The sequence below is a fragment of the Bacillus sp. 41-22 genome (assembly GCF_025809295.1).
Taxonomy (GTDB): Bacteria; Bacillota; Bacilli; order Bacillales; family Bacillaceae_G; genus Bacillus_A; species Bacillus_A mycoides.
The window spans coordinates 2,702,646-2,725,673 of sequence record NZ_CP084035.1 but is presented as its reverse complement, the minus strand read 5'-3'; the positions used below and the strand labels follow the sequence as shown (position 1 = coordinate 2,725,673).

Here is a 23,028-nt window from a genome sequence, read left to right as displayed (position 1 = left end):
AGTTTTTTCATAGCTTAAAAATAAAATTATTACATAAATTCCAGTGTGAAATTTATGTAGAATCTTGTATAATTAACATGTTTCTTTGGAAACATTTTCTTTCTCTATGAATGTATGAATTTGCAGAGAAAAGAGAGGAATACATACATGTATACAATAGATAAATAGAATGGGACATGTATAGAAAAAAGGAGAAAAATGATGACGTGTCATAAACAAGGGTTACAATTTATTAGCAATAGAAAGAGGAATAAACGATGAAGATGAAGCATGCTTTCGGACCAATTATTTTAGCCTGTGTACTCTTTTTCATTGTATTGCTTATTCCATCTAAGAGTTTAGTGTCACTAATAAGCGATAAAAAGATAGAAGATGCAGCAACCTCCTTACAAAAAGAGAAATTACAAAGTGTTTTCTTGCAACAGAAAATGTTAGAGAATTCGCAGTATTTACCGATGTATGGTTCATCAGAGTTTTTACGAATGGATGCATATCATCCATCTAACTATTTTAGAGTAAATCCAGCAGGTTTTACTCCATTTTTAATAGGGACTGGTGGTACGCAAAGCTTGGCTCATATATTAAATATGACGTCTACAATGGATGAATTAGAAGGTAAAAAGGTAGTCTTTGTTCTTTCACCACAATGGTTTACAAAAACCGGTGTATCACAAGGGGATTTTACAAATAATTTCTCCAAACAACAAGCCTATCACTTTATTTTTAATGACGAAATAAAGCCTGAAATGAAGAAAAAAATCGCGAAACGTTTACTAGATTATAAAGTTGTTCGTAAGGATGCGATATTAAGTAGTTCGCTAGAAAGTATTGTATATAACGATACAAAACATAACATAAAAGCTGGACTAGCTAAACCGCTAGCTTATATGTACCGGAACATTTTAGATCATCGAGATTTATTTAACTCTCTATTTAAGATCGAACCGATGAAAGAGGAAACAAATATGGGATTACGTTCGCTTTCTTGGGAAGATGCACGTAAACATGCGGAACAAGAAGGTAAAGTAGGATCCACAACAAATACATTCGGAATTGAAAATCCATATTATTATAAACATAATTTAAAGAAAAAATTAAAAGGTTTAAAAAACTTTAGAGCAAATGAATCGTATGATGATTCACCAGAATATGATGACTTACAAATTGTTTTAGATCTTTTCAAAGAAAAAAATGTAAAACCACTCTTTATTTCTGTGCCTGTAAACGGACCGTGGTATGATTACGCTGGTTTCCCAAAAGAACGTCGTGATGTGTATTACAATAAGGTTCGCGATCAAGTTGAGAAAGCAGGATACCCAGTAGTCGATTTTTCTAGCCATGAATATGATAAGTATTTCTTAAAAGATACGATTCATTTAGGCTGGAAAGGATGGATCTATTTTGATGAAGCAGTGCAGAAGTTTTACTCTGAAAAATAATGCATAAACAATAGAAACAGGAATGGCAATAAAGCCGTTTCTGTTTTTTAGTATAGAGGATTTTGGTGTGGGCAATTTGGAAAGGCGTGTATATCTTGAATTTGTCTAAAGTCATAATGTTTCATGGCGAACTGGGCTTGGTAAAGGTATTCGCAAACAAATAATTGATTATTTTGAACTCTGCATAAAACGCCGGATGTCCCTTGCCCATTAATGAGAGAAACACCAACAGGGCGTCCGATTAAGTATGGTACTTTTTGCTGCCAATGCATAGGGAATCAATCCTTTTTGAGTTACTATACGTATTTTATGGTGGAATTGTTGCTTATCCATGTAAATCTTAGACTGGAGGGTTTTAATGAAATGTCTAGAAATCATTAATATGAATGAATTATTAGTGTGGAAGAGGAGTGCATTATGGAGAAAGGAAGGATTCTGGAAGAAAAGTTAAATCTAATAGAATGGTGCCAAACATTGAATGGAATATCGGAGGATATATGGTTTCAACCATTTAAAAAAGGTTCATGGGCAATTGCGGATGTAATTTCACATTTTATTGTTTGGGATGAGTTTCTAATGAAGTATAGAATTTCATATTTTGTAAGCGGGAAATCTGTACATATCGTTCCAACAGATGTTGAGGAAATGAATAAGGGTGCAATAAAATATGCAAGGTCTGGTATTTCAAAGGAAGAACTAATAGATCAATTTAGCTTTACTCGTAAACAATTAGTAGACCAAATTGAGCGAATTCCTGCTCGGAATTTTAATAATGACTATCAATTTGGCACAAAAAAATTGAGGTTAAATAATTATTTTTCATCACTTATCGAGCATGACTTAAAGCATAAAAAAGAAATAATACAATTTCTAATACATGATCAAGCCGATAATAAAAACCGCTATAATTCTTAATGAATTTATAGCGGTTTTTATTATAATCTTAAGCAAGATTTTTACGTTTTTTTGTCCACTTTTTTATTACGAAATATAAAAGTATAAGTACAACGCCACCGATAGCGAACGATTTCACATACGGTCCAGCAATATCGTTAATATTCTCCCAATTTTCACCTAGTTTCTCACCTAAATAAATGAAAATGATAGACCAAGGGATGATCGCAAGTGCTGTTAATGTAGTGAAACGTAGTAATGGCATTTTTGTAATACCAGCAGGAATTGATATCGCATGACGAACGATAGGAATGAAACGTGCAGTGAAAATTACGCCAGTTCCGTAACGATTAAACCAATCTTCAGCAGCATCCATTTGTTTTTTATGTATGAAAATATACTTACCGTAACGTTCTAATACAGGGCGACCACCATATCGACCAATCCAGTAAACAAAGATTTGGGCAATAACCCCACCAATTGTACCGAATATAACTGCGCCTACAAATGAGATACTACCATTGAATACTAAGTATCCCGCATAAGCAAGGACAATCTCACTTGGAATAATTTCAATCATAAGTCCAAGCATTATGCCCCAATAACCTAATCCCTCAAAAAATGTTAATACTGAATGAATAAAACTACTTAACATTGTTGCACCTTCTAATTTATGAATTTTGAATATAAGCCCCTTTATTTAATAATGTAAAAGGTTCACTATATGTAGATTATACCTTATTTATATAGTGGATTGCCATTTCAATTCTTTTATGTCTCTCATAAGTATTATAGTAAAGGATATAAGCCCAGTTTTCATGAAGAGATAATGAAAAGATTATTAAAAATTTCTCATATATTAGTGAGAATAAAGGTGTCTACATAAAACTTTTTTAGTCTCCGAAAAAGTTCATGAAGGGCAATTTCGAATTTCATGTGAGCTTAATAGTACAAAAGATATATTGATATAAAAAAACAGGAGCAAATCTGCTCCTGTTTTTTAAGGTTTCACATCTAAATTTTGTAAAAATAATGTTGCTGTCACATATCGTTTCGCTAGCATTTGTACATAAGCGGTATGTACAGAAAGTGTGGCGATAATAATAGCGTTACGAATTGCTTCGCGTTGTTCGTTATTAATTTGATCGAACTTACTTGCTATTTTATCAGCTTTTTCTTTTACGATATTTTCGATCGTATGAACTGTATCTGTAGCATTTAGTTGTAAGCAATTCCCTTGATTCAGTTCTTCAAATAAAGAAGAATAAGCTACATATAAATGAAGAGGATTAATTAAATCATCACTTCGATCGGCCGGGTCATTTACGATGAGTCGTAATAGTTTGCGAATAGATTCAAAATCAAGCGCTGTTTTTAAATCTTCGACAATGAATAGTAATGCTGCTTGTTCGATTGAGTATTTTTTCCCTTTTTGAGGTGAGCCAATCATTTCTTTTATATCTCGTTTCACCCAGTTTTGCATAGCAGTTACAGAGAAACTCGTGTTTTCAATCTGATTGCCAAGCGCAACTATTTCATTTAAAGAAAAACCGACATCCGTATCGTCAATCTTAATCAATTTTTCAAAAATAGGTGAAAGTGCGGTTGTAATAAAAGCAGTAACGCTTTGTCCGCTTTCAATATCTTTTTTATGTGACTTTGCCCAAGCTTCTTGTAAAATGCCGAGAGGCTTCTTCGTATTCCATCCTCTTAGTGATAGAAGGAGCGTTGCCATTTCGTTTCGTGTGAGATGAAATGTTTCCATCTTTTCACCTCCAAAATTATAAAAAGTTCTTATGAACTTATAATATGTTTTGTTTCATTTAAAGTCAATTCCGTTTTGCTTAATTTTTCCTATGTCATGAAATTGTCGTAAGTAAATAATGCTTGCATATTTCGACAAAAGTTCATATAATAAGTTCATAAGAACTTTTAAAATGGTTTTAAAACAAATCTATCATTCTGAATTTACTAGAAAGATAGATTTCACATATATCTATATAAAAGGAGAATGGATATAATATGTTGAAAAAACTTGTAGCAGTAATGACAGCATTCATGGTTATCTTTGGGGCTAGTAGCTTTATGTTCGTAGATCATGCGGCAGCGAAAAGTTACAAATCTGGTAAAAAATCATATACACCAAGTTCAGGTCAAAAGTCAAAAGTTGATTTAAACAAAAAAGATTCTAATGTGAATTCACAAAAAACGACAACTGATTCAAAAACAAAAGCAACAAACACAGCGCCAAAAAGTAATAAAGGTGGCTTTATGAAAGGCCTATTACTAGGTGGTCTTGGTGGTTTACTAATGGGTAGCTTATTTGCAAATATGGGAGCACTTGGTTCTGTATTAGCGTTTATGGTAAATATGTTAGTAATGGCTGGTATCGTAATGTTAGCAGTTCGTGCATTTAAATACTTCAAAGATCAACGTAAGAAAAAGGCAGATGAAGTAGCATGGAAACAATAAAAATTTCTGAACAAGAACTTATAAATGCACTTTGCGTATATATCGCTGAAAAACGACAAGTTGGTCCAGAAGAAGTTTCAGTTGAACTAATGTATGATGATGACTACGGTTTCTCTGCAGAAGTAGAGGTAAATGGTCGCCAGCAAATTTTAATTCAAGCAAACTTAATCGAAGCACTACGCTTGTTGCTTGATCGAGAATACAACGTCAATTCATTTGCAGCAAGATTGCAAATTGAATTAGATGATGAAGAAGGCATCTACGCATTAGCGAAATTTAATAACTCGGACGAGTAGTGAAAAGAGCTGTTGAGAGTAATCTCAGCAGCTCTTTTTAGTATGTGCATATGTAGAAGAATAATCACGCCAAAGTTCATTCATCTTCCGTCTACCAACATCAATCATTGGATTAAATTGAATCGCTGCTTTTTGACGAACAGAGTGAACGTTTTGAATTGCTTGTTGTAATTGTTGGTCGACTACGTCAAGTTTCTCACTTGCATGTTTAGCGACAGATAGACCTGCAACTGTCCCTTGCACCATCGCGATTTTTCCGCTTTCAATGCCAGTAATATTTCCAGCTACAAATAAACCTGGAAGAGGGGTTTCCATTTCTTCTGAATGAAGTGGAACATGTCCGCCTAATTCTGGAATGTAATGGAAAGGGCATCCTGCTACAGCGGCAAGCTCAGCAAGCGGATATAAACCTCCGGCTATACAAACGAAGTCTGCCTCATAGATCTTTTCTGATCCGTTAATAATATTCCCTTTAGAGTCAATGTTAGCAACACGTACACCCTCTACTTGATCTGTACCGATAATTTCAAGTGCAGCTTTACGAAGATGAAGCGGCGTCCCGTTTATTTTCATGCCGCTATTTGGATAAAATGTTAATCCAGCTTTTCGAATCCAATCATATTTCATAAAACGGCTACCTATACGTAGGAAGGGAGATGGGGCGAGGTGAGCCGCATTTAAGAGCGATTTTAAAACTTCTTCTGGTTCACCGGCCTTTTGGCTTAACTCGCTTTTTTCAGGGATTACAATATGATCCACTGTGATGCCAGCTAATTGCAATTCGTTTAAAATGGCGAATGACAAAATATTAGCACCGATAATGATTCCTTTTTTACCAACTTGAACGCGGTGAACATTTGTCATAACTTGAGCTGCGCCAATTGACATAACCCCTGGAAGTGTCCAACCGGGTAGGGGAATAGAATACTCCGCAGCCCCAGTAGCAATTAGTACGAACGGTGCTTCTAACGTACCGATATTTGTATGCACGAACCAACAACTCTCATCTTTATCTAAATTATAGACGGAAACACCGCACCGAATATCGACTGAAAGAGATTTTGCTTCTTCGTGAAGACGTTTTGATTCTTCTATTCCGTTCCACCATTCCCCAGTAGGCTCTTGATGCAACTGTCCTAACAATCTCCCGCCCGGCTTCATAAATTCATCAATAACAAGTACGTTAAGTCCAAAACGTGCACAAGAGATGGAAGCTGATAATCCTGCTGGTCCTGCACCAATAATAATTACATCGATCATCGCTTTTTCACCATCTCTCTCACGATATTTGGATGCTGTTTTCCGCTGTCAACAACCATATCGTTTTCAACTACAGTTAAGCAAGCTCGTACATTCGTTTGATTGTTTACAGTCACGCGGCATTCAGAACAATGCCCGATATTACAATAAATACCTCGCGGAGTTCCGCTATCTTCATGTACTCTTAACGTTCTTATTCCGTTTGCAAGTAGAGCGGCCGCTATCGTTTCATGTCCATATGCTTCATATTGTTGACCATTAAATTGAAAATTGATACGCTGACTACTATTTAAACTACCTAAAATAGGGTGATGTGTAATTCTACTCATTGATTGTCACCTACCGCTCCAAAAGTAACTGCACGCACTGGCGGTTGATATTTTAATGGAATTTCATTTTGGGATATGTTAGGATTCGCATTTTCTACCATTCGTTCTATCGTCATTCTACATGTTCTACCGCCGCAAAAACCCATACCAGCACGTGTTCTTAGTTTTAGCTCACGAGCTGAGCAATTATATTCAGCAATTGTCGATTGAAGTTGTCCGTATGTAACTTCTTCACAACGACAAACAATTAAGTTCTCTTTATTCGTCATATGTATTCCTCCTCTAGTTCGGTTTACATAAATTATTATGCAAAAACTATGCCAATATAGAGGAGGAGAGGGGTTATTGTAACCCTAGTCTTTTTAAACGGTTATATAAAGTGGCCCTCGTTACCCCAAGTTGTTTCGCACATTCTAATTTATTACCATCTAAAATGCGTAAAGCTCTTTCAATTACCTTTTTCTCGTGCTCATCCATTTCTTCTTGTAAAGAAAGAATCGTATTATTATTGCTGATTAATAAGGAATGAGCCGTATGATTGTCTAAAGTATCATTTGTATGAAACGGTAAATATTCTTGTTTTATAATGCCGTCTGTCGCAAATACGACGAGTCTTTCAACTACGTTGCGGAGCTCGCGAATATTACCAGGCCAATTGTAATGAAGCAGTTCATGCATAATATTTGAAGGTAAGTCTCGAATAGGCCTGTTATAGTTTATTGAAAAATCGTTTAAAAAGGAGTACGTCAATTCGATAATATCCTCTCGTCTTTCGCGCAGCGGTGGAATAAGCAAGCTAACTACATTTAAGCGATAGTATAAATCTTCTCGGAAAGTTCCTTTTCTCATTTCTTCTTGTAAATCACGGTTTGTAGCAGCGATAATGCGGAAATCGATATGTATTTCTTTTTCTCCACCAACTCGGTAATACTTTCGTTCTTGCAGTACACGTAAAAGCTTCACTTGCATATCGAGCGGCATTTCACCTATTTCATCGAGGAACAAAGTACCGCCTTGTGCGAGCTCTATTTTACCTTTCTTACCTTTACTATTTGCACCAGAAAACGCCCCGCGCTCGTAACCAAATAATTCACTTTCAAATAACGCTTCTGGGATTGCGCCGCAGTTAATTGAAATGAAAGGGGCATTTGCTGTCTCACTTGCTTCATGAATTGCTTTCGCAAACACTTCTTTTCCAACTCCGCTTTCTCCGAGTATTAAAACCGTGGATTTCACTGAACAAACCTTTCTAGCTAATTGAATCGTTCTTTGTATAACAGGGCTTTTTCCATTCATCGCAAGGAAAGGATCGGATGTATCTTTATATTTTGCTACTTCTTGTTCTAAACGGTGCATTTCATGCGACATATTAAATAGTTTTTCATTTAATACGACTTGATTTGTAACATCCGTTTCTGAAACGACTGCTCCAATAATTTTATCGTTGCAATAAACTGGGTTTGAATTAATTAATACGAACAAATCTGGACGTGGCTGATGGAACTGAGCAATTATGCTTTTTCCGTCATGTAATGATTGCAGAATTTCTAAATCTTTATAATCAAAAAAACGGGTGATGGGTTGTCCGATAATTTCATTATGGTTCACTGAAAAAATCTTTTCAGCGCCATCTGTCCAAGTACGAACGCATTCTTTATCGTCGATGACTGTAACAGAAGAATCAGACGTTTGAATAACAGTGTTATAAAAAGCTAGTAGTTCATTGTAATACTTATAAAGAAAAGGAATCATTTGCTGAGCAGTTATACAGCATAAAGGCTCTTGATTTTCTTTAATGATGACAACGGCTAGTTCATGAGAAAATGCGTCGATTAAAGTAGTGAAAGAGTCAACTTCATAAATAACTGCGCAACTACATTCTTCAGTAGATGAAGGAAGGTAATAAAAATTTTCACCTTCCTGTTTCATGTGCTGAATGGTGCTTGTACGATCAATTGATAAAATTTTTATAAACTCTTTTATTGTTGGAAATGAAAATGTCATAGTGTCCTCCTGGTATGTATAAAAATTTAGACAGTGATAAAGAAATAATACACCTATTTACGATAAATTTAAAATATTTTTACAAATAAAAATTATTTCATATAAATAGTTCTGTATGTAGAGTTGGCACACCAATTGCATGAATAAAAAGTGAGAGATTTAGGAGAAAGGAGGAGTGCTATATATGAGGCACTGTGACGTTTTAATAATAGGTGGTGGAATTATAGGATGTTCTATCGCTTATTACACTTCAAAATACGGAAGAGGCGTAACGATCATTGAAAAAGGAGAATTTGTAAGTGGAACGTCTTCACGTTGTGACGGGAACATTTTGGCGATTGATAAAGACCCAGGGTTTGATAGTCAAATGTCGTTAGTAAGTCAAAATTTAGTAACTGAATTAAGTGAAGAATTGGAGCACTCATTTGAATATAGAGCGCCAGGAAGCATTCTCGTTTGTGAATCAGACGAAGAGATGGAGGCAGCGCAGCAATGGGTAAATCGTCAAAAAGAAGCTGGATTACCGTTTCGAATGCTTGATAGGCAAGATATAAAAGAAGAATCACCATTTTTTGCAGATGATTTATTGGGTGGTTTAGAATGTGCAACGGATTCAACTGTAAATCCATATCTTCTTGCTTTTTCACTTCTTGCAGAATCGAAGAAATTTGGTGCAAAAGCTTTTAATCATACAGAAGTAAAAGAAATGAAAAGAGATATAGATGGTTCCTTTATTGTAGAAACAACAAATGGGACGTTTACTGCGAAGCAAGTGGTGAACGCAGCCGGTGTGTGGGCTCCTAAAATCGGACAGATGTTAGATGTGAATATCCCAATTGAACCGAGAAAGGGACATATTATTGTAGCTTCAAGGCAACAACACGTAGGTTGCCGTAAAGTAATGGAATTTGGTTATTTAATTTCTAAATTTGGCGGAAAACGAAAAGTGGATGCTTTAACTGAAAAATACGGGGTGGCACTTGTATTTGAACCGACAGAAAGCCAAAATTTTTTAATTGGTAGTAGTAGAGAGTTTGTAGGCTTTCATACGAGGATTAACAATGAGGTTATTAAATGTATTGCGAATAGAGCAATTCGTTTTTATCCGAAAATGGCAGATATGATGGTGATTCGTTCATATGCTGGTTTACGCCCGTGGACAGAAGATCATTTGCCAATCATTTCAGGAGTGGAACATATTCCGAACTACTTTATAGCAGCAGGACATGAAGGTGATGGAATTAGTCTTGCAGCAGTAACCGGGAAAGTAATTGAAGAGTTATTAAATGACAAAGAAACAATCATTCCTATTGAACAACTTCGTTTGAGTCGTTTTACAGAAAGGGTGTTAAACGGATGAGGTCACAAAGAGTCTTTACGACGATTGATACACATACGGGCGGGAATCCAACGAGGACATTAATTAGCGGACTTCCTAAGTTAATTGGGGAGACGATGGCAGAGAAGATGTTACATATGAAAAAGGAGTATGACTGGATTCGTAAATTGTTAATGAATGAGCCACGTGGTCATGATGTAATGTCAGGAGCACTATTAACAGATCCGTGTCATCCTGAAGCTGATATAGGTGTTATATACATAGAGACAGGTGGATATTTGCCGATGTGTGGCCACGATACAATCGGTGTATGTACAGCTTTAGTTGAATCAGGTTTAATTCCAGTAATTGAACCGGTTACTTCTTTAAAGCTAGATACACCAGCTGGCTTAGTTGAAGTAGATATTTCTGTTCAAGATGGGAAAGCGAAAGAAGTCTCCTTCTGTAACATACCAGCTTTTTTACTGAAAAATATTTCTGTACACGTCGAAGAAATTGGAACTGTAGAGGCTGATATTGCGTATGGAGGGAATTTTTATGCCATTATCGATGCGAAGTCAGTAGGTTTAGAGTTAGTACCAGAAAACGCATCTACAATCATTGATAAGGCTATTCATATTAGAAATACAATTAATGAGAAGTTTGAAATCATTCATCCAGAGTATTCGTTTATAAGAGGATTAACACATGTTGAATTTTATACAGATCCTACTCATGAAAGTGCGCATGTGAAAAATACAGTTGTTGTTCCGCCAGGAGGAATTGATCGATCTCCATGCGGCACAGGAACATCAGCGAAGTTAGCTGTATTATATGCTCATAAAAAAATTGATATCGATGAAGAATTTGTTCATGAGAGTATTGTAGGTTCTTTATTTAAAGGGTGTGTTATGAATACAACATATGTAGAAAATATTGAAGCTGTAGTAACGAAAATTACGGGATCAGCTTGGCTTATGGGTATGCATAGATTTTTTTACAATGAAAAGGATCCACTTAAAGAAGGCTTTTTGCTAATTCCGCCGATGGAACATGAAACGGAGGATGTAAAATGAACATTCAAAAAATGTATACAGCAGTAGACGTACACGTAAATGGCGAGGCATTTCGTGTAATGAAAGACGTACCATGTAAATACTACTACAGTTTGGAGCAATTAAACGAACAATTTTCAGGTGAATTAGCAGAAGAAATGAAGCTTTTATTAAATGAACCACGTGGTTTTATCGGTTTAAATGGATGTATTGTCGTTCCTTCTATTCATAATGAAGTGGATGCAGCTGTATTGTTTTTTAATCATGAAGGATCCATTCCTCTTCATTACGGAGGCATTGTCGCAGTAATAACGATGTTACTAGAAAGCGGGTATTTAAAAAAGAGAGAGTCTAATCAATACAAAATCGAAACGCTATCTGGCATATTTTCAGTGAATGCATATGTAGAGAATGATGAAGTTGTATCTGTTTCGTTTGAAAGCAAACTATGTTATATGATTGAGAAAAATTTAAAGGTTGGTAATATAAGTTACTCTCTCATACAGGCAGATAAAGTATATGCAGTTGTAGAAAAGGATACGTATTCGCCAGAAATCAGTATTGAAAACATCTCTAAATTAAAAAAATGGGGTGAAGCTACACTTCAAGCTATACAAAAACAGTCATTAATAAAAAGACTTATTTTAGTAGATTCTATGCAAAAAGAAAAGAACCATATAAAGTCGATTACATTTCATGAAGATAACTTTATAGTACGTTCACCAGGTTTTGTTTCTACTATTGTGTCTTATGTTCATACATTATTTAAAAATGATTATATAGCGGATAAACCTTTTAGAAATGAAAGTATTTTTAATAGCTTTATAACAGTAGAAAAAGTGAAGAAAGAAGAACTCGGATACATTTTTCGATTTGAAAGTAGAGGGTTTATTACAGGTATGCAAACATTTATATTAGATCCTACTGATCCGTTTCCAACAGGTTTCTTATTAAAATAATATGTTAAAGGGAGAGATAAAGATGCAAAAAATTAAAGGGGCATTTCCAGTATTAATAACACCGATGGATGAATTTCAAGAGATTGATTGGAAAGGCGTAAAACAAAACGTAAACTACTTTATTGAGCAAAAGGTAGCTGGAATTATTATTAATGGAAGTACAGGGGAATTTGTTAGTTTATCAAAAGAAGAACGATTTAACATGGTAGAAACAGTATTAAAAGAAGTTGATGGCCGTATTCCTGTCATTGTTGGAACTGCTGCGGAGACGACGAAAGAAACGATTGAATATACGAAACATGCAGAAGCGCACGGAGCAGATTGTGCCTTAATTATAAACTCGTATTACTGTAAACCGAAAGAAGAGGAAATTTATTTTCATTTTAAAGAAATCTCAAACGCTGTAAATATACCAATTATGCTATACAATAATCCATTTACTTCTGGTGTTGATATGAGTACAGAGCTAATGCTCCGTATTGGAAAAGAATGTGAAAATGTTACACATATTAAAGAATCTAGCGGAGATATTCGTAAAGCAAGAGATTTAGTACGACAAGGAGAAGGTGCTTTTCAAGTATTCTGTGGATCTGAAGATTTAGTTATGGAATCTTATTTAGTAGGTGCAACGGGATGGGTTTCAGTAGCAGGAAATATCGTACCGGGACTTGTTACGAAAATGTATGAGCATTTCCAAAATGGTGAATTAGAAAAAGCCTGGGAAATAAACGATGCTATTTTACCTCTTTGCGAGTTTCTTGAAGGATCAGGAAAATATGTACAAATCGTTAAACGCTCAATGGAATTACACGGGCAAGCGGGGGGACCTTCTCGTTATCCAAGACTCGGATTAACTGAAGAAGAAGATCAAAAACTTCAAACGATTATTTCAAAAATTGCAGCTCATGCAGCTGTTTAAATAAGGAGGAGATCATATATGTTAACGACAAACATTGAGCTGAGACCAAAAGTGAAAGCGTTTTTAAATGAAGAAATTAAAATGTTTATTAATGGTGAATTTGTTCCTTCCATTAGCGGGAAGACATTTGAGACATACAATCCAGCAACAGAAGATGTTCTGGCTGTCGTATGTGAAGCGCAAGAAGAGGATATTGATGTCGCAGTAAAAGCAGCAAGATCTGCATTTGAATCAGGACCTTGGGCAGAAATGACTACCGCTGAAAGAGCGCACCTTATTTATAAATTAGCAGACTTAATTGAAGAGCATGGAGAAGAATTAGCGCAGTTAGAAGCTTTAGATAATGGGAAACCCTATCAAGTAGCACTGGATGATGATATTGCAGCGACTGTAGAAAATTATCGTTATTATGCGGGATGGGCTACGAAAATTATCGGGCAAACGATTCCGATTTCAAAAGATTATTTAAATTACACACGCCATGAACCTGTTGGCGTTGTAGGGCAAATTATTCCTTGGAATTTTCCGCTCGTTATGTCTTCTTGGAAAATGGGAGCTGCACTAGCAACAGGTTGTACAATCGTATTAAAACCAGCAGAGCAAACGCCTTTATCTTTACTATATACAGCGAAGCTTTTTAAAGAAGCTGGTTTTCCAAACGGTGTTGTAAACTTTGTACCAGGTTTCGGCCCTGCAGCAGGATCGGCAATTGTAAACCATCATGATATTGATAAAGTAGCTTTCACAGGTTCAACAGTTACAGGGAAATATATTATGCGTCAATCTGCAGAAACAATTAAACATGTAACGTTAGAACTTGGTGGTAAGTCACCAAACATCATTTTAGAAGACGCTGACTTAGAAGAAGCGATTAACGGTGCGTTCCAAGGCATTATGTATAATCATGGTCAAAATTGTAGCGCAGGATCTCGAGTTTTCGTTCATCGGAAACATTATGAAATAGTAGTAAATGAACTTGTGAAAATGGCAAATAACGTGAAGCTAGGGGCAGGTATGGAGGCGGAAACTGAAATGGGACCGCTCGTATCTAAAAAACAACAAGAGCGTGTGCTAAATTACATTGAACAAGGAAAATCTGAAGGTGCTACTGTTGCAGCTGGTGGTAAACGTGCATTTGAAAAAGGTTATTTTGTACAGCCAACAGTATTCACAAATGTTACAGACGATATGACAATCGTTAAGGAAGAAATTTTCGGACCAGTTGTCGTTGTACTCCCGTTCGATTCGACAGAAGAAGTAATTGAAAGAGCAAATCGCTCGTCTTACGGGCTTGCTGCGGGCGTATGGACACAAAATATTAAAACCGGACATCAAGTTGCCAATAAATTAAAGGCAGGAACAGTGTGGATTAATGATTATAACTTAGAAAATGCAGCTGCACCATTTGGTGGATATAAGCAATCTGGTATCGGACGTGAATTAGGTTCATACGCCCTTGATAACTATACAGAAGTGAAAAGTGTTTGGGTAAATATAAAGTAATAGAGAGTCTAACTGTTAATAAATAGAGGGATGAAATAATGAGAGATGCGGACAACTGGAAGGTTTAATAATAGTTGTCCGTTTTCTTATATATAAAATTGCTTTTTCAAAAGAATTATAAGGGGGATTTGGATGGAGCAGTTAGTAGAATGGTTAGTAGGGCAAGTTTGGAGTATTGGCTTAGTTGTTTTCGCATTAGGAGCAGGAGTGTATTTCACAATTGCAACTCGTTTTTTACAAATTCGCTATTTTAAGGAGATGATTAAACTATTATTTGAAGGGAAGAGCTCGGAGACTGGGATATCATCCTTTCAAGCATTTTGTTTGGCGTTATCAGGTAGGGTTGGAATTGGTAATATCGCAGGAGTAGCGACAGCTATCGCTTTCGGCGGACCTGGAGCTGTATTTTGGATGTGGGTGATGGCATTATTAGGAGCAGCTAGTGCATTTGTTGAATCAACATTAGCACAAGTATATAAAAGTAAAGTAGGCAATGAATACCGTGGTGGTACGCCATATTTCATTGAGAAAGGCTTGAAGATGAAATGGTTTGCGGTCATTGTAGCGGTCGTTGTAACACTATCATATGGCGTTTTATTACCAGGTATTCAATCGAGTAGTATCGCAGTTGGATTTGAAAATTCTAATGGTATTAGCAAATATATAACTGGTATATTGTTAGTCGTATTATTAGCAGCTATCATTTTTGGTGGCGTAAAGAGAATTGCGGGCGTTTCTCAAATGCTAGTTCCATTTATGGCAATTGGTTATGTAATTGTTACATGTATCGTATTAATTGCGAATGTAACGGAAATTCCAAGTATGTTTGCTTTAATTTTCTCAAGTGCTTTTGGTGTAAATGAAATGTTTGGCGGCATCGTCGGCGCAGCTATTGCATGGGGTGTAAAGCGTGCTGTATTTTCAAATGTTGCTGGTGTTGGAGAAGCAACGTATAGCTCTGCCGCTGCTGAAGTATCTCATCCTGCAAAACAAGGGCTAGTTCAAGCGTTTTCTGTATATATTGATACAATTGTAGTATGTACAGCGACAGCTCTTATGATATTAATAACAGGTATGTATAATGTAATACCTGAAGGGAAAAGCGCTATTGTAAAGAATATGGGAAATGTAGATGCAGGTCCAATCTATACACAACAAGCAGTTGAAACTGTTATGACAGGATTTGGTCCATTATTTATTTCAATCGCAATCTTCTTTTTTGCATTTACAACTTTACTCGCGTACTACTATATCGCTGAAACGACACTCACTTATTTAGATCGTGACCTCAAATATAGCTGGTTAAAACCAGTTTTGAAAATTGGGTTTTTAATTATGGTTTACATCGGTAGCGTAGAATCAGCTTCGCTATTATGGAACCTTGGAGATTTAGGAATCGGTAGTATGGCATGGTTAAACTTAATCGCGATTCTATTATTAAGTAAAACGGCATTAAAAGTGTTAAAAGACTATGAAACGCAGAAAAAAGAAGGGAAAGATCCAGTGTTTGATCCTAAAAATGTGGGAATTGAAGGTTTAACATTTTGGGAAGAAAGAAGTAAAGAGGTTGAAAGGAAAAATTCTAAAGAAAAAGTGTCAGTAGATAATGGGCTGAAACTGTAGATGTGCAAATTTAAAAGTAAAATAAACTGAAAATTCATTCTATTTTTTAAAGTGAATATTTGTATATGTCCTTTATTTTATCTCATACTAAAGTAAGTGTGAATAAAATGAATGGAGGATATACGATGGAAAATCAACAATATGGCTCTATAAATGATGTATTACTTGATTATAAAGAAGGTATAGGGAATTTTACGCAACAAATCCCTGAAATTGCAGAAACATATAACGCTTTTACACAAGCATGTTTTCAGGAGGGTACATTAACTAAAAGAGAAAAGCAGCTCATTGCATTAGGGATTAGTTTAGCAACACAAGACGAATATTGTACGATTTATCATACGAAGGGCTGTATTGACCAAGGATGTTCTGATAAAGAAATTTTAGAAGCTTGTGGTGTTTCAGCCGCGTTTGCTGGGGGAGCTGCAATGAGTCAGGCAGTAACCTTAGTACAAGAATGTCTGGTGGAATTGAAACATCAAAATCATTAAACAAGAAAAAGCCCTCCTTAAAATATTCTTTTAAGGGGGACTTTCTAGTTTAGTCTAATTTTTTTGAAAGAGTTTCAATTGTTTCATATAGTCGATAGCTTTTGTTTTATTACTCTGTTTAGAAACATAGTGTGCCTCGTTTAAATTTCTATAAAAACTATTAAATATTTCTTCAGAAAGTATGCCGTCAGAGATAGCTTTTTTTACTGCACAGTGTGGTTCATTTGTATGCGAACAATTAGAAAATTTACATTTCCGAGATATACCCGCAATATCTTCATATCCAAAATCAAAGTTACCTTTATGTTCTATCAAGTCAAATCCCATTTTAATATTCTATATTTTTATAAATCGATGTCTCTATATTAGGGAGAAGTGTGTATATGCTCTTACCAATTAAAGATTCTAATTCTTTCTTAATTGCATAGAATCCCTTCCAATGTAAAGAAGTATGAGCGGTTGTGCCATGACGTAAACCAACTGAAACCAATCTTTTTTCAAGAGTAGTAAAGCCTTCCGCATCAGCAAGTGCGTCACAAAGGGTAATCACCTTATTGTATAAGTCGTAGTCACTGTTTTCATTCAATATTTCAATTAATCGGCTTTCCATATAATCAGGAACAATGCTCCACTCTGCCGCGATATCTAAATGCTCATTTTTGCAAGGAAATGAATGCGTCACACATATAATGGCGTTTCCTGTATACCCTAAATCATTCATATACATATAACCATCATAGGAATGAATAACAGATTTAGTAAAACCTTTATATCTTCCTATGTCATGCAGGAGGGCAGCGTTGTATGCTATATCAGCATCTAGGTCGTACCCATTATTAATAAGTTCAACAACTATCTTTTCAGTTGCAAGGGCAACATTACGTGAATGATCGAACCACGGACCTGGGTTTTGTTCATATGCCCACTGGAGTAATTCTCTTGCATATGTCCTATCTAATATATATTTCATATAGGTATCCTTTCTTTAAAAAATCATATATTTAATAATTTCATCTTAGAATTTCATTATTCCTTCTTTAAAAGTTGTTACAATGAAACAAAAGGGGGAAAAGGAATGCGAAGTATAGTAATAGAAGAAATTAAACGACTTGATGAAGACATTGAAGAGCTTTCTGAACTGTTGAAAACTGTAGTAAATGATGGGGCGTCAATTGGTTTTTTACCTCCACTGGAACAAAAAGAAGCAACAAATTATTGGCAAACTGTATTAGCACCAGAAGTGATATTGTATGTTGCTAAAATAAACAATGAAGTGGCAGGGAGTATTCAATTACATTTAGTTACAAAGCCTAATGGGATACATAGAGCTGAAATTTGCAAGTTAATGACTCATCCGAATTATAGACGAAATGGTATTGGGCGTTTACTTATGCAAAAAGCAGAAGAACGGGCAAAGCGAGAAAACAGATCTCTTTTAGTATTAGATACTAGAGAAGGAGATTCTTCCAATAGATTGTACAAGTCATTAGGCTTTCAAGAATCCGGTAAAATACCGGGGTATGCAATTTCTCCGAATGGTGAGTTAGATGCAACGGTTATTTATTATAAAATGATTTAGTATTTTTATTTAAAAAGAAGGATATTTTCAAACCACAAAGTTGTTATTAGGTCTGAGTATTGATTTATAAAAAGATTGATAAACCCCTGTATAATAGGGGTTTTCTTTTCATTCATTAACTTTATATTGAATGTTCAATTTGAGGGCCAATTTGTATAAGGTTTTAATAGGTTTATAAGAGGTATTATTTAAATAGGAATTTTGAAGTCTTTTGGTGAATATTAAATGTTAATCTAAAAGATGGAGGTTGCTGTGATGTTGAAACTGTTTCAATATAACTGGCAAGTTCGTGATGATTGGTTTACATTGTGCGAAGACATGTCGGCTGAAGAACTGGTAAAGAAACGGGTCGGTGGGTTCGGCAGTATACTACATACCCTATTTCACATTGTAGATGTGGAATATATGTGGATCTTAGGTTTGCGAGGTGAACCAGTGCCTGAGGAGCCATTGTTTGAAGATTATGCTAGCTTGCAAAAAGTGAAAAATCTTTCGGATCAATACCACGAGAAAGTGAAGCCATTTGTGACCTCTTGGACAAATGAAATGGATTCTCGGAAACTTTCAGAAACTGATTTCAATGAAGAACCGATTAGCTCTAGAGACGCCCCAATCAGGCGCCGAGTCATTGAATGTACACACGGAGAGATAATACGTCATGTCATTGCCCATGAAATCCACCATATCGGCCAGTTATCTATATGGGCACGTGAGATAGGAAATGAGCCAGTTTCCGCAAATCTGAGAGGGAGAGGGCTATTTGATAACTAGACTACCTTTGCCAATTTCGTAATTTATTTATAAACGAATGGTTTAATTGAGTATATTTAAAGCGTGTTTAGATCAATCTTTTTCAAAACACACTTTTTCTTTGTATTATTTTATCTAGGTTTATAGAGTTAATGTAATCAAACTTTTTTCGAAGCTACACTGTGATATATAATTGTAAGTAATTATTAACTACTTTAACGCCGTTTGTATTTTCAGACGGTGTTATAAGTATTTAACAGTAAAACGACAAAATAAATAATAGATTTGATAACTGGTAATTAAAATGCGTGAAGAATTGATATTTTTGTAGCTAGAAGAATTTGAAAAAGTTTTTAGAGGGTTCTTTTAGTAATACTCTTCCACTTATAATGGATGTAGAGAAGATGACTAGGCAACTATAGTTATTTTCATTTCATTTTTGGGAAGGGGATGAAAGAATGAAAAAGACAAGTTTACAAAAGGTGAAGAAGGTTATATTAAGTGGCGGGATATTACTTACGGGGTTATTAACATTTGGATTTTCAGAAAAGGCTTCAGCTCATGGGTATGTAGAATCACCAGCGAGCCGATCTTATTTATGTAAGCAAGGGGTAAATGTAAATTGCGGTCCAGTTCAATATGAACCACAAAGTGTAGAAGGAATAGGGGGTTTTCCGCAATTAGGACCTTCTGATGGACAAATCGCAGGAGCTGGCCATTTTCCTGCTTTAGACGTTCAAGCAGTTGATAGGTGGAAGAAAGTTACGTTAAACGGCGGGATGAATACATTCAAGTGGAAACTAACCGCTCCTCATAGTACGAAAGAATGGAAATACTACATTACAAAGAAGGATTGGAATCCAAATATGCCTTTAACAAGGTCTAGTTTAGATTTAGTGCCGTTCTATGTAAAAAATGATGGCGGAGTTAGACCGGGGACAACAGTAACGCATGAAGCAAATGTACCAACTGACCGTAATGGCTACCATCTTATTTTAGCTGTTTGGGAGATTGCGGACACTGGAAATGCGTTTTATCAAGTTATTGATGTGAACCTTGTGAATAATGGTTTAAATTCCAATTTTGCTTTTAACAATGTAGTGCAAGTTCCTAAACTATTTTAAATTAAATATACATTTTGATCATCTAATTCATTTTAGATGATTTTTTTTATGAAAAATATAGAAGAAACTGCAATTATTTATAAAAAAATGTGTCTAAAATATTGTCATATTTGCTTCTTTAAGATATCCTTTTCATGAAGAGGTGGAAAACATGGAAAAAGTACTAGTTTTCGGGCATAAAAACCCAGATACAGATGCAATTTGTTCTGCGATTGCTTATGCAGAATTGAAAAAAGAATTAGGAATGAATGCTGAGCCTGTACGTTTAGGCGAAATCAGTGGTGAAACTCAATTTGCGTTAGACTCTTTTAAAGTAGAAGGACCGCGTTTTGTTGAGACAGTAGCAAACGAAGTGGACAACGTTATTTTAGTTGACCATAACGAGCGTCAACAAAGTGCTAACGATATCGAATCTGTTCGTGTGTTAGAAGTTATTGACCATCACCGTATTGCTAACTTTGAAACAAGCGATCCTATTTACTACCGTTGTGAGCCAGTTGGATGTACAGCTACAATCTTAAACAAAATGTACAAAGAAAATGGCGTTACAATTCGTAAAGAAGTTGCTGGTTTAATGTTATCTGCAATCATTTCAGATTCTTTACTATTCAAATCTCCAACTTGCACAGAACAAGACGTAGCAGCAGCTCGTGAATTAGCGGAAATCGCTGGTGTAGATGCAGATAGCTACGGCTTAGAAATGTTAAAAGCTGGTGCTGATTTAAGCGGAAAAACAATGGAGCAATTAATCTCTCTTGACGCTAAAGAATTCCAAATGGGTAACGCGAAAGTTGAAATCGCACAAGTAAACGCTGTTGATACAAACGACGTTCTTGTACACCAAGCAGAACTTGAAAAAGTTATCACTACAGTAGTAGAAGAAAAAGGTTTGGACCTATTCTTATTCGTTGTAACTGATATCTTAACTAACGATTCTGTTGGTCTTGCGATTGGTAAAGCAACAAACGTTGTTGAGAAAGCTTACAACGTAACATTACAAAACAACACAGCTACTTTAAAAGGTGTTGTATCTCGTAAAAAACAAATCGTTCCTGTATTAACAGAAACATTCCAAGCTTAATATTATTGAGTATGGATAAAAGAAAGGACAAGTAGTCATATTGGCTACTTGTCCTTTTTATTATAAAATTACAGAAGAGCCTATTGGATGGAAATAAAAAAGGATAGCAATAGCTATCCTTCTTATCATTTATTCATAAGATCGTTTCTTATTTATATAAAATGTGATAATAGCTGCAATAATGAAAATAGGTATTGCGTACGCTTGCCCAACAAAGAATTTCCAACCTACAGTATTATAGCCCTCAGATGCTGGAATGATAATCGCGATGATACAAACAATAATATAAGCTAATAATGCTGGGAGTATATTTTTCATAGTTGTTCACCTCCTTTTTATACTATATTTATATATTGTGCTATTGAATAGAGATTGGGAGATTAAGTGTACTTGATTTTACGAAATCTTTACAAATTCACTAAAGGATGAGGAGTCTGCATGCTGTATGAAAGTGACTTTAGTACGGTGTGTTTATGTAATAATACATATGCTTAATAGACTGTTCTGAAATAAATTAAACCAAATATAGGATATAATGTAATTTTATCTTTCGAGATAAGTATATAGTATTCTGTAAAAAAATGTACTGAAAAATTGATATTTCATAAGAAATATAGAATCGAGGTAAGAAATAACGATGAAAAGGTTATGCATAATTCCATGCGGAAAGAAGAAAATTTGGGATAAGTACTCAGATTACAGAGAGGCAGAGGCAAAAGATGTATATATTAGTCCATTCGGAAAAGCATGTCAGGCGTATGCAACTGAGTTTTTCGAGAATTGGGTTATATTATCAGCAAAGCATGGATTTTTAAGACCAAATGATATTGTAAAGGGAAATTATGATCTTGCATTTGATTCAAATAGTAATGAGATTATTAGCATAGATCAATTAAAACAACAGATGATTGATAAAGATTTACTTCAGTTTGATGAAATAGTATTACTTGCAGGGAAGAAGCATAAAAAAGTTGTGACGAAGCTATATCCAGAAGAAATCATTACATATCCATTAGAAGGGTGTAAAGGAATTGGGTATATGTTGCAGAGGTTGAATGGGGCAGTGGAAGCGCAGAAGGAAGTATAGGGATAAATTAGTAATATAGATTCAAATTATACCAAATTAATACATTTAAAATAGACTAGTAAACAAGCCTTTTTACGTTTTTAAACATAGAATATGATGAACGCTATTGAGGGGAGAGTCATATTCATGTGTAATAATTGTGGTTGTAGACGCAGAGATTGTAATAGATTTTGGGATGATTTAATGTTTGGAAGATGTAGACGCAGAGATTGTGATGATTGTGGTTGTAGACGTAAACGTGACTGTGATTGTGATGATTGCCGTCGCAATCGTAAACGTGACGACGATGATGATAAATGTCGTAAGTGGTAATATTTTAAAAAGAGTACTTCGAAGTAAGTACTCTTTTTGTGTATAAACCTTTTAAATTCCATCTTGAACAGATTTTTTTTCAATTTCCCATGAATCCTGTTTTATAATCTTTAAAGCTACATTAGTACCATTAGATTCCTTATAAAAGATATATCCGTGGTTTGATTTAACGTAAGTTAAAGGCTCGCCAATGCAATCTTTAGAACAAGATGTGTTGATAAGTTCAATTAAGGATAGTTCGCTAGGATCGGTTTTACTAGCATCTATAAGTGTATCAAGGTTTGTTTTACGAAAACCTTGTAAGTTTACATCGAAATTCTTTTCTATTTCTCCAGTAACGCTAGTATTCATTACTTCAACTGAATTTTTCTTTTCTAGAAGAAAACCATTTCCATAAAGGAATTTTGTATAACCAAGCCAGGCGATTAAAAATAGTATAAAAAACATACCAGTTGTTTTAAGTTTTCGAAGCCGTTTACTTACGATTGATTCTGAATATTTCATTCAGCCTAATCCTCCAATGTTTTTATTTT

The 23,028-nt window shown here is 35.2% G+C and carries 28 protein-coding genes; 17 read left to right on the top strand and 11 right to left on the bottom strand.

What is annotated here, in order from left to right:
• Positions 1-257 precede the first annotated feature (257 nt).
• On the top strand, positions 258-1,439 hold the full coding sequence (gene dltD, locus LCF45_RS13875; protein WP_002127775.1) for a D-alanyl-lipoteichoic acid biosynthesis protein DltD: 1,182 nt from the start codon (positions 258-260) through the stop codon (positions 1,437-1,439).
• Between the two features lie 47 nt (positions 1,440-1,486).
• Here the strand turns inward: dltD and LCF45_RS13870 are convergent, their stop codons facing one another.
• Positions 1,487-1,711 (bottom strand): hypothetical protein, encoded by a 225-nt coding sequence (locus LCF45_RS13870; protein WP_078207036.1) that lies wholly within the window; start codon positions 1,709-1,711, stop codon positions 1,487-1,489.
• A gap of 145 nt (positions 1,712-1,856) precedes the next feature.
• Here LCF45_RS13870 and LCF45_RS13865 point away from each other — a divergent pair, with 145 nt between their 5' ends.
• A complete protein-coding gene (locus LCF45_RS13865; RefSeq protein ID WP_002165617.1) occupies positions 1,857-2,354 on the top strand; it encodes a DinB family protein in 498 nt (165 codons plus the stop codon).
• A 28-nt stretch (positions 2,355-2,382) separates the two neighbouring features.
• On the opposite strand, the gene LCF45_RS13860 is transcribed toward LCF45_RS13865, so the two are convergent.
• Positions 2,383-2,988 (bottom strand): undecaprenyl phosphate transporter UptA, encoded by a 606-nt coding sequence (locus LCF45_RS13860; protein ID WP_002032601.1) that lies wholly within the window; start codon positions 2,986-2,988, stop codon positions 2,383-2,385.
• A gap of 345 nt (positions 2,989-3,333) precedes the next feature.
• A complete protein-coding gene (locus tag LCF45_RS13855; protein WP_002085036.1) occupies positions 3,334-4,098 on the bottom strand; it encodes a DUF1836 domain-containing protein in 765 nt (254 codons plus the stop codon).
• Positions 4,099-4,355: 257 nt separating this feature from the next.
• Between LCF45_RS13855 and LCF45_RS13850 the strand changes: the two genes are divergently transcribed.
• Both LCF45_RS13850 and LCF45_RS13845 read left to right on the top strand, forming a co-directional pair.
• Positions 4,356-4,805, top strand: coding sequence for a hypothetical protein (locus tag LCF45_RS13850; protein ID WP_002032604.1), 450 nt, complete (start codon positions 4,356-4,358; stop codon positions 4,803-4,805).
• Positions 4,793-5,101, top strand: a complete 309-nt coding sequence (locus LCF45_RS13845) for a YxcD family protein (RefSeq protein WP_263892808.1) — start codon at positions 4,793-4,795, stop codon at positions 5,099-5,101. The genes LCF45_RS13850 and LCF45_RS13845 overlap by 13 nt, the downstream gene beginning before the upstream one ends.
• Before the next feature lie 24 nt (positions 5,102-5,125).
• On the opposite strand, the gene LCF45_RS13840 is transcribed toward LCF45_RS13845, so the two are convergent.
• From LCF45_RS13840 to LCF45_RS13825, 4 genes are all read right to left on the bottom strand, one after another.
• Complete coding sequence (locus LCF45_RS13840; protein WP_002127769.1) at positions 5,126-6,361, bottom strand: NAD(P)/FAD-dependent oxidoreductase; 1,236 nt, start codon at positions 6,359-6,361, stop codon at positions 5,126-5,128.
• Positions 6,358-6,690 (bottom strand): (2Fe-2S)-binding protein, encoded by a 333-nt coding sequence (locus LCF45_RS13835; protein WP_002127768.1) that lies wholly within the window; start codon positions 6,688-6,690, stop codon positions 6,358-6,360. The genes LCF45_RS13840 and LCF45_RS13835 overlap by 4 nt, the downstream gene beginning before the upstream one ends.
• A complete protein-coding gene (locus LCF45_RS13830) occupies positions 6,687-6,959 on the bottom strand; it encodes a (2Fe-2S)-binding protein (protein ID WP_002012972.1) in 273 nt (90 codons plus the stop codon). Before LCF45_RS13830 ends, LCF45_RS13835 begins: the two co-directional genes overlap by 4 nt.
• A 73-nt stretch (positions 6,960-7,032) precedes the next feature.
• Complete coding sequence (locus tag LCF45_RS13825; protein ID WP_002127767.1) at positions 7,033-8,694, bottom strand: sigma-54 interaction domain-containing protein; 1,662 nt, start codon at positions 8,692-8,694, stop codon at positions 7,033-7,035.
• A gap of 184 nt (positions 8,695-8,878) precedes the next feature.
• Between LCF45_RS13825 and LCF45_RS13820 the strand changes: the two genes are divergently transcribed.
• From LCF45_RS13820 to LCF45_RS13790, 7 genes are all read left to right on the top strand, one after another.
• Positions 8,879-10,054: an NAD(P)/FAD-dependent oxidoreductase gene (locus tag LCF45_RS13820; protein ID WP_063226213.1), complete on the top strand. Its 1,176-nt coding sequence runs from the start codon at positions 8,879-8,881 to the stop codon at positions 10,052-10,054.
• The gene (locus LCF45_RS13815) at positions 10,051-11,088 is read left to right on the top strand and encodes a proline racemase family protein (protein WP_001257535.1); all 1,038 of its coding nucleotides are present in this window, start codon (positions 10,051-10,053) and stop codon (positions 11,086-11,088) included. Before LCF45_RS13820 ends, LCF45_RS13815 begins: the two co-directional genes overlap by 4 nt.
• Positions 11,085-12,026, top strand: coding sequence for a proline racemase family protein (locus LCF45_RS13810; protein WP_002127764.1), 942 nt, complete (start codon positions 11,085-11,087; stop codon positions 12,024-12,026). The genes LCF45_RS13815 and LCF45_RS13810 overlap by 4 nt, the downstream gene beginning before the upstream one ends.
• A 22-nt stretch (positions 12,027-12,048) precedes the next feature.
• The gene (gene dapA / locus LCF45_RS13805; protein ID WP_078177170.1) at positions 12,049-12,945 is read left to right on the top strand and encodes a 4-hydroxy-tetrahydrodipicolinate synthase; all 897 of its coding nucleotides are present in this window, start codon (positions 12,049-12,051) and stop codon (positions 12,943-12,945) included.
• 18 nt (positions 12,946-12,963) lie between these two features.
• Positions 12,964-14,448, top strand: a complete 1,485-nt coding sequence (locus LCF45_RS13800; RefSeq protein WP_263892807.1) for an aldehyde dehydrogenase family protein — start codon at positions 12,964-12,966, stop codon at positions 14,446-14,448.
• A gap of 132 nt (positions 14,449-14,580) precedes the next feature.
• Positions 14,581-16,071, top strand: a complete 1,491-nt coding sequence (locus LCF45_RS13795) for an alanine/glycine:cation symporter family protein (RefSeq protein WP_002185654.1) — start codon at positions 14,581-14,583, stop codon at positions 16,069-16,071.
• A 125-nt stretch (positions 16,072-16,196) separates the two neighbouring features.
• The gene (locus LCF45_RS13790) at positions 16,197-16,562 is read left to right on the top strand and encodes a carboxymuconolactone decarboxylase family protein (RefSeq protein WP_002168216.1); all 366 of its coding nucleotides are present in this window, start codon (positions 16,197-16,199) and stop codon (positions 16,560-16,562) included.
• A gap of 54 nt (positions 16,563-16,616) precedes the next feature.
• On the opposite strand, the gene LCF45_RS13785 is transcribed toward LCF45_RS13790, so the two are convergent.
• Both LCF45_RS13785 and LCF45_RS13780 read right to left on the bottom strand, forming a co-directional pair.
• Entirely contained in the window at positions 16,617-16,889 is a 273-nt protein-coding gene (locus tag LCF45_RS13785; RefSeq protein WP_033713265.1) for a P-loop NTPase family protein, read from the bottom strand.
• A gap of 1 nt (position 16,890) precedes the next feature.
• Positions 16,891-17,532, bottom strand: coding sequence for an HD domain-containing protein (locus LCF45_RS13780; protein WP_263892806.1), 642 nt, complete (start codon positions 17,530-17,532; stop codon positions 16,891-16,893).
• Between the two features lie 105 nt (positions 17,533-17,637).
• On the opposite strand from LCF45_RS13780, the gene LCF45_RS13775 reads away from it, so the two are divergent.
• The 4 genes from LCF45_RS13775 to ppaC all read left to right on the top strand — a co-directional run bounded on the left by LCF45_RS13775 (position 17,638) and on the right by ppaC (position 21,096).
• Positions 17,638-18,141: a GNAT family N-acetyltransferase gene (locus LCF45_RS13775; RefSeq protein WP_048516846.1), complete on the top strand. Its 504-nt coding sequence runs from the start codon at positions 17,638-17,640 to the stop codon at positions 18,139-18,141.
• 255 nt (positions 18,142-18,396) lie between these two features.
• Positions 18,397-18,912: a DinB family protein gene (locus LCF45_RS13770; protein ID WP_263892805.1), complete on the top strand. Its 516-nt coding sequence runs from the start codon at positions 18,397-18,399 to the stop codon at positions 18,910-18,912.
• Positions 18,913-19,349: 437 nt separating this feature from the next.
• A complete protein-coding gene (locus tag LCF45_RS13765; protein ID WP_002127752.1) occupies positions 19,350-20,015 on the top strand; it encodes a lytic polysaccharide monooxygenase in 666 nt (221 codons plus the stop codon).
• Between the two features lie 151 nt (positions 20,016-20,166).
• Positions 20,167-21,096 (top strand): manganese-dependent inorganic pyrophosphatase, encoded by a 930-nt coding sequence (gene ppaC, locus LCF45_RS13760; protein ID WP_002032629.1) that lies wholly within the window; start codon positions 20,167-20,169, stop codon positions 21,094-21,096.
• A 129-nt stretch (positions 21,097-21,225) separates the two neighbouring features.
• Here ppaC and LCF45_RS13755 read toward each other — a convergent pair whose 3' ends face one another.
• Entirely contained in the window at positions 21,226-21,414 is a 189-nt protein-coding gene (locus tag LCF45_RS13755) for a DUF4017 family protein (protein WP_002012993.1), read from the bottom strand.
• A gap of 319 nt (positions 21,415-21,733) precedes the next feature.
• On the opposite strand from LCF45_RS13755, the gene LCF45_RS13750 reads away from it, so the two are divergent.
• Positions 21,734-22,183: a DUF6884 domain-containing protein gene (locus LCF45_RS13750; protein WP_002127751.1), complete on the top strand. Its 450-nt coding sequence runs from the start codon at positions 21,734-21,736 to the stop codon at positions 22,181-22,183.
• A 126-nt stretch (positions 22,184-22,309) separates the two neighbouring features.
• Positions 22,310-22,495, top strand: a complete 186-nt coding sequence (locus LCF45_RS13745) for a hypothetical protein (RefSeq protein ID WP_002085081.1) — start codon at positions 22,310-22,312, stop codon at positions 22,493-22,495.
• Positions 22,496-22,546: 51 nt separating this feature from the next.
• On the opposite strand, the gene LCF45_RS13740 is transcribed toward LCF45_RS13745, so the two are convergent.
• Complete coding sequence (locus LCF45_RS13740; RefSeq protein WP_002012998.1) at positions 22,547-22,999, bottom strand: hypothetical protein; 453 nt, start codon at positions 22,997-22,999, stop codon at positions 22,547-22,549.
• Positions 23,000-23,028 lie beyond the last annotated feature (29 nt).

Coding starts and splice junctions, on each gene's coding strand:
- dltD (WP_002127775.1), top strand. CDS start 258: ATGAAGATGAAGCATGCTTTCGGACCAATTATTTTAGCCTGTGTACTC.
- LCF45_RS13870 (WP_078207036.1), bottom strand. CDS start 1,711: ATGCATTGGCAGCAAAAAGTACCATACTTAATCGGACGCCCTGTTGGT.
- LCF45_RS13865 (WP_002165617.1), top strand. CDS start 1,857: ATGGAGAAAGGAAGGATTCTGGAAGAAAAGTTAAATCTAATAGAATGG.
- LCF45_RS13860 (WP_002032601.1), bottom strand. CDS start 2,988: ATGTTAAGTAGTTTTATTCATTCAGTATTAACATTTTTTGAGGGATTA.
- LCF45_RS13855 (WP_002085036.1), bottom strand. CDS start 4,098: ATGGAAACATTTCATCTCACACGAAACGAAATGGCAACGCTCCTTCTA.
- LCF45_RS13850 (WP_002032604.1), top strand. CDS start 4,356: ATGTTGAAAAAACTTGTAGCAGTAATGACAGCATTCATGGTTATCTTT.
- LCF45_RS13845 (WP_263892808.1), top strand. CDS start 4,793: ATGGAAACAATAAAAATTTCTGAACAAGAACTTATAAATGCACTTTGC.
- LCF45_RS13840 (WP_002127769.1), bottom strand. CDS start 6,361: ATGATCGATGTAATTATTATTGGTGCAGGACCAGCAGGATTATCAGCT.
- LCF45_RS13835 (WP_002127768.1), bottom strand. CDS start 6,690: ATGAGTAGAATTACACATCACCCTATTTTAGGTAGTTTAAATAGTAGT.
- LCF45_RS13830 (WP_002012972.1), bottom strand. CDS start 6,959: ATGACGAATAAAGAGAACTTAATTGTTTGTCGTTGTGAAGAAGTTACA.
- LCF45_RS13825 (WP_002127767.1), bottom strand. CDS start 8,694: ATGACATTTTCATTTCCAACAATAAAAGAGTTTATAAAAATTTTATCA.
- LCF45_RS13820 (WP_063226213.1), top strand. CDS start 8,879: ATGAGGCACTGTGACGTTTTAATAATAGGTGGTGGAATTATAGGATGT.
- LCF45_RS13815 (WP_001257535.1), top strand. CDS start 10,051: ATGAGGTCACAAAGAGTCTTTACGACGATTGATACACATACGGGCGGG.
- LCF45_RS13810 (WP_002127764.1), top strand. CDS start 11,085: ATGAACATTCAAAAAATGTATACAGCAGTAGACGTACACGTAAATGGC.
- dapA (WP_078177170.1), top strand. CDS start 12,049: ATGCAAAAAATTAAAGGGGCATTTCCAGTATTAATAACACCGATGGAT.
- LCF45_RS13800 (WP_263892807.1), top strand. CDS start 12,964: ATGTTAACGACAAACATTGAGCTGAGACCAAAAGTGAAAGCGTTTTTA.
- LCF45_RS13795 (WP_002185654.1), top strand. CDS start 14,581: ATGGAGCAGTTAGTAGAATGGTTAGTAGGGCAAGTTTGGAGTATTGGC.
- LCF45_RS13790 (WP_002168216.1), top strand. CDS start 16,197: ATGGAAAATCAACAATATGGCTCTATAAATGATGTATTACTTGATTAT.
- LCF45_RS13785 (WP_033713265.1), bottom strand. CDS start 16,889: ATGGGATTTGACTTGATAGAACATAAAGGTAACTTTGATTTTGGATAT.
- LCF45_RS13780 (WP_263892806.1), bottom strand. CDS start 17,532: ATGAAATATATATTAGATAGGACATATGCAAGAGAATTACTCCAGTGG.
- LCF45_RS13775 (WP_048516846.1), top strand. CDS start 17,638: ATGCGAAGTATAGTAATAGAAGAAATTAAACGACTTGATGAAGACATT.
- LCF45_RS13770 (WP_263892805.1), top strand. CDS start 18,397: ATGTTGAAACTGTTTCAATATAACTGGCAAGTTCGTGATGATTGGTTT.
- LCF45_RS13765 (WP_002127752.1), top strand. CDS start 19,350: ATGAAAAAGACAAGTTTACAAAAGGTGAAGAAGGTTATATTAAGTGGC.
- ppaC (WP_002032629.1), top strand. CDS start 20,167: ATGGAAAAAGTACTAGTTTTCGGGCATAAAAACCCAGATACAGATGCA.
- LCF45_RS13755 (WP_002012993.1), bottom strand. CDS start 21,414: ATGAAAAATATACTCCCAGCATTATTAGCTTATATTATTGTTTGTATC.
- LCF45_RS13750 (WP_002127751.1), top strand. CDS start 21,734: ATGAAAAGGTTATGCATAATTCCATGCGGAAAGAAGAAAATTTGGGAT.
- LCF45_RS13745 (WP_002085081.1), top strand. CDS start 22,310: ATGTGTAATAATTGTGGTTGTAGACGCAGAGATTGTAATAGATTTTGG.
- LCF45_RS13740 (WP_002012998.1), bottom strand. CDS start 22,999: ATGAAATATTCAGAATCAATCGTAAGTAAACGGCTTCGAAAACTTAAA.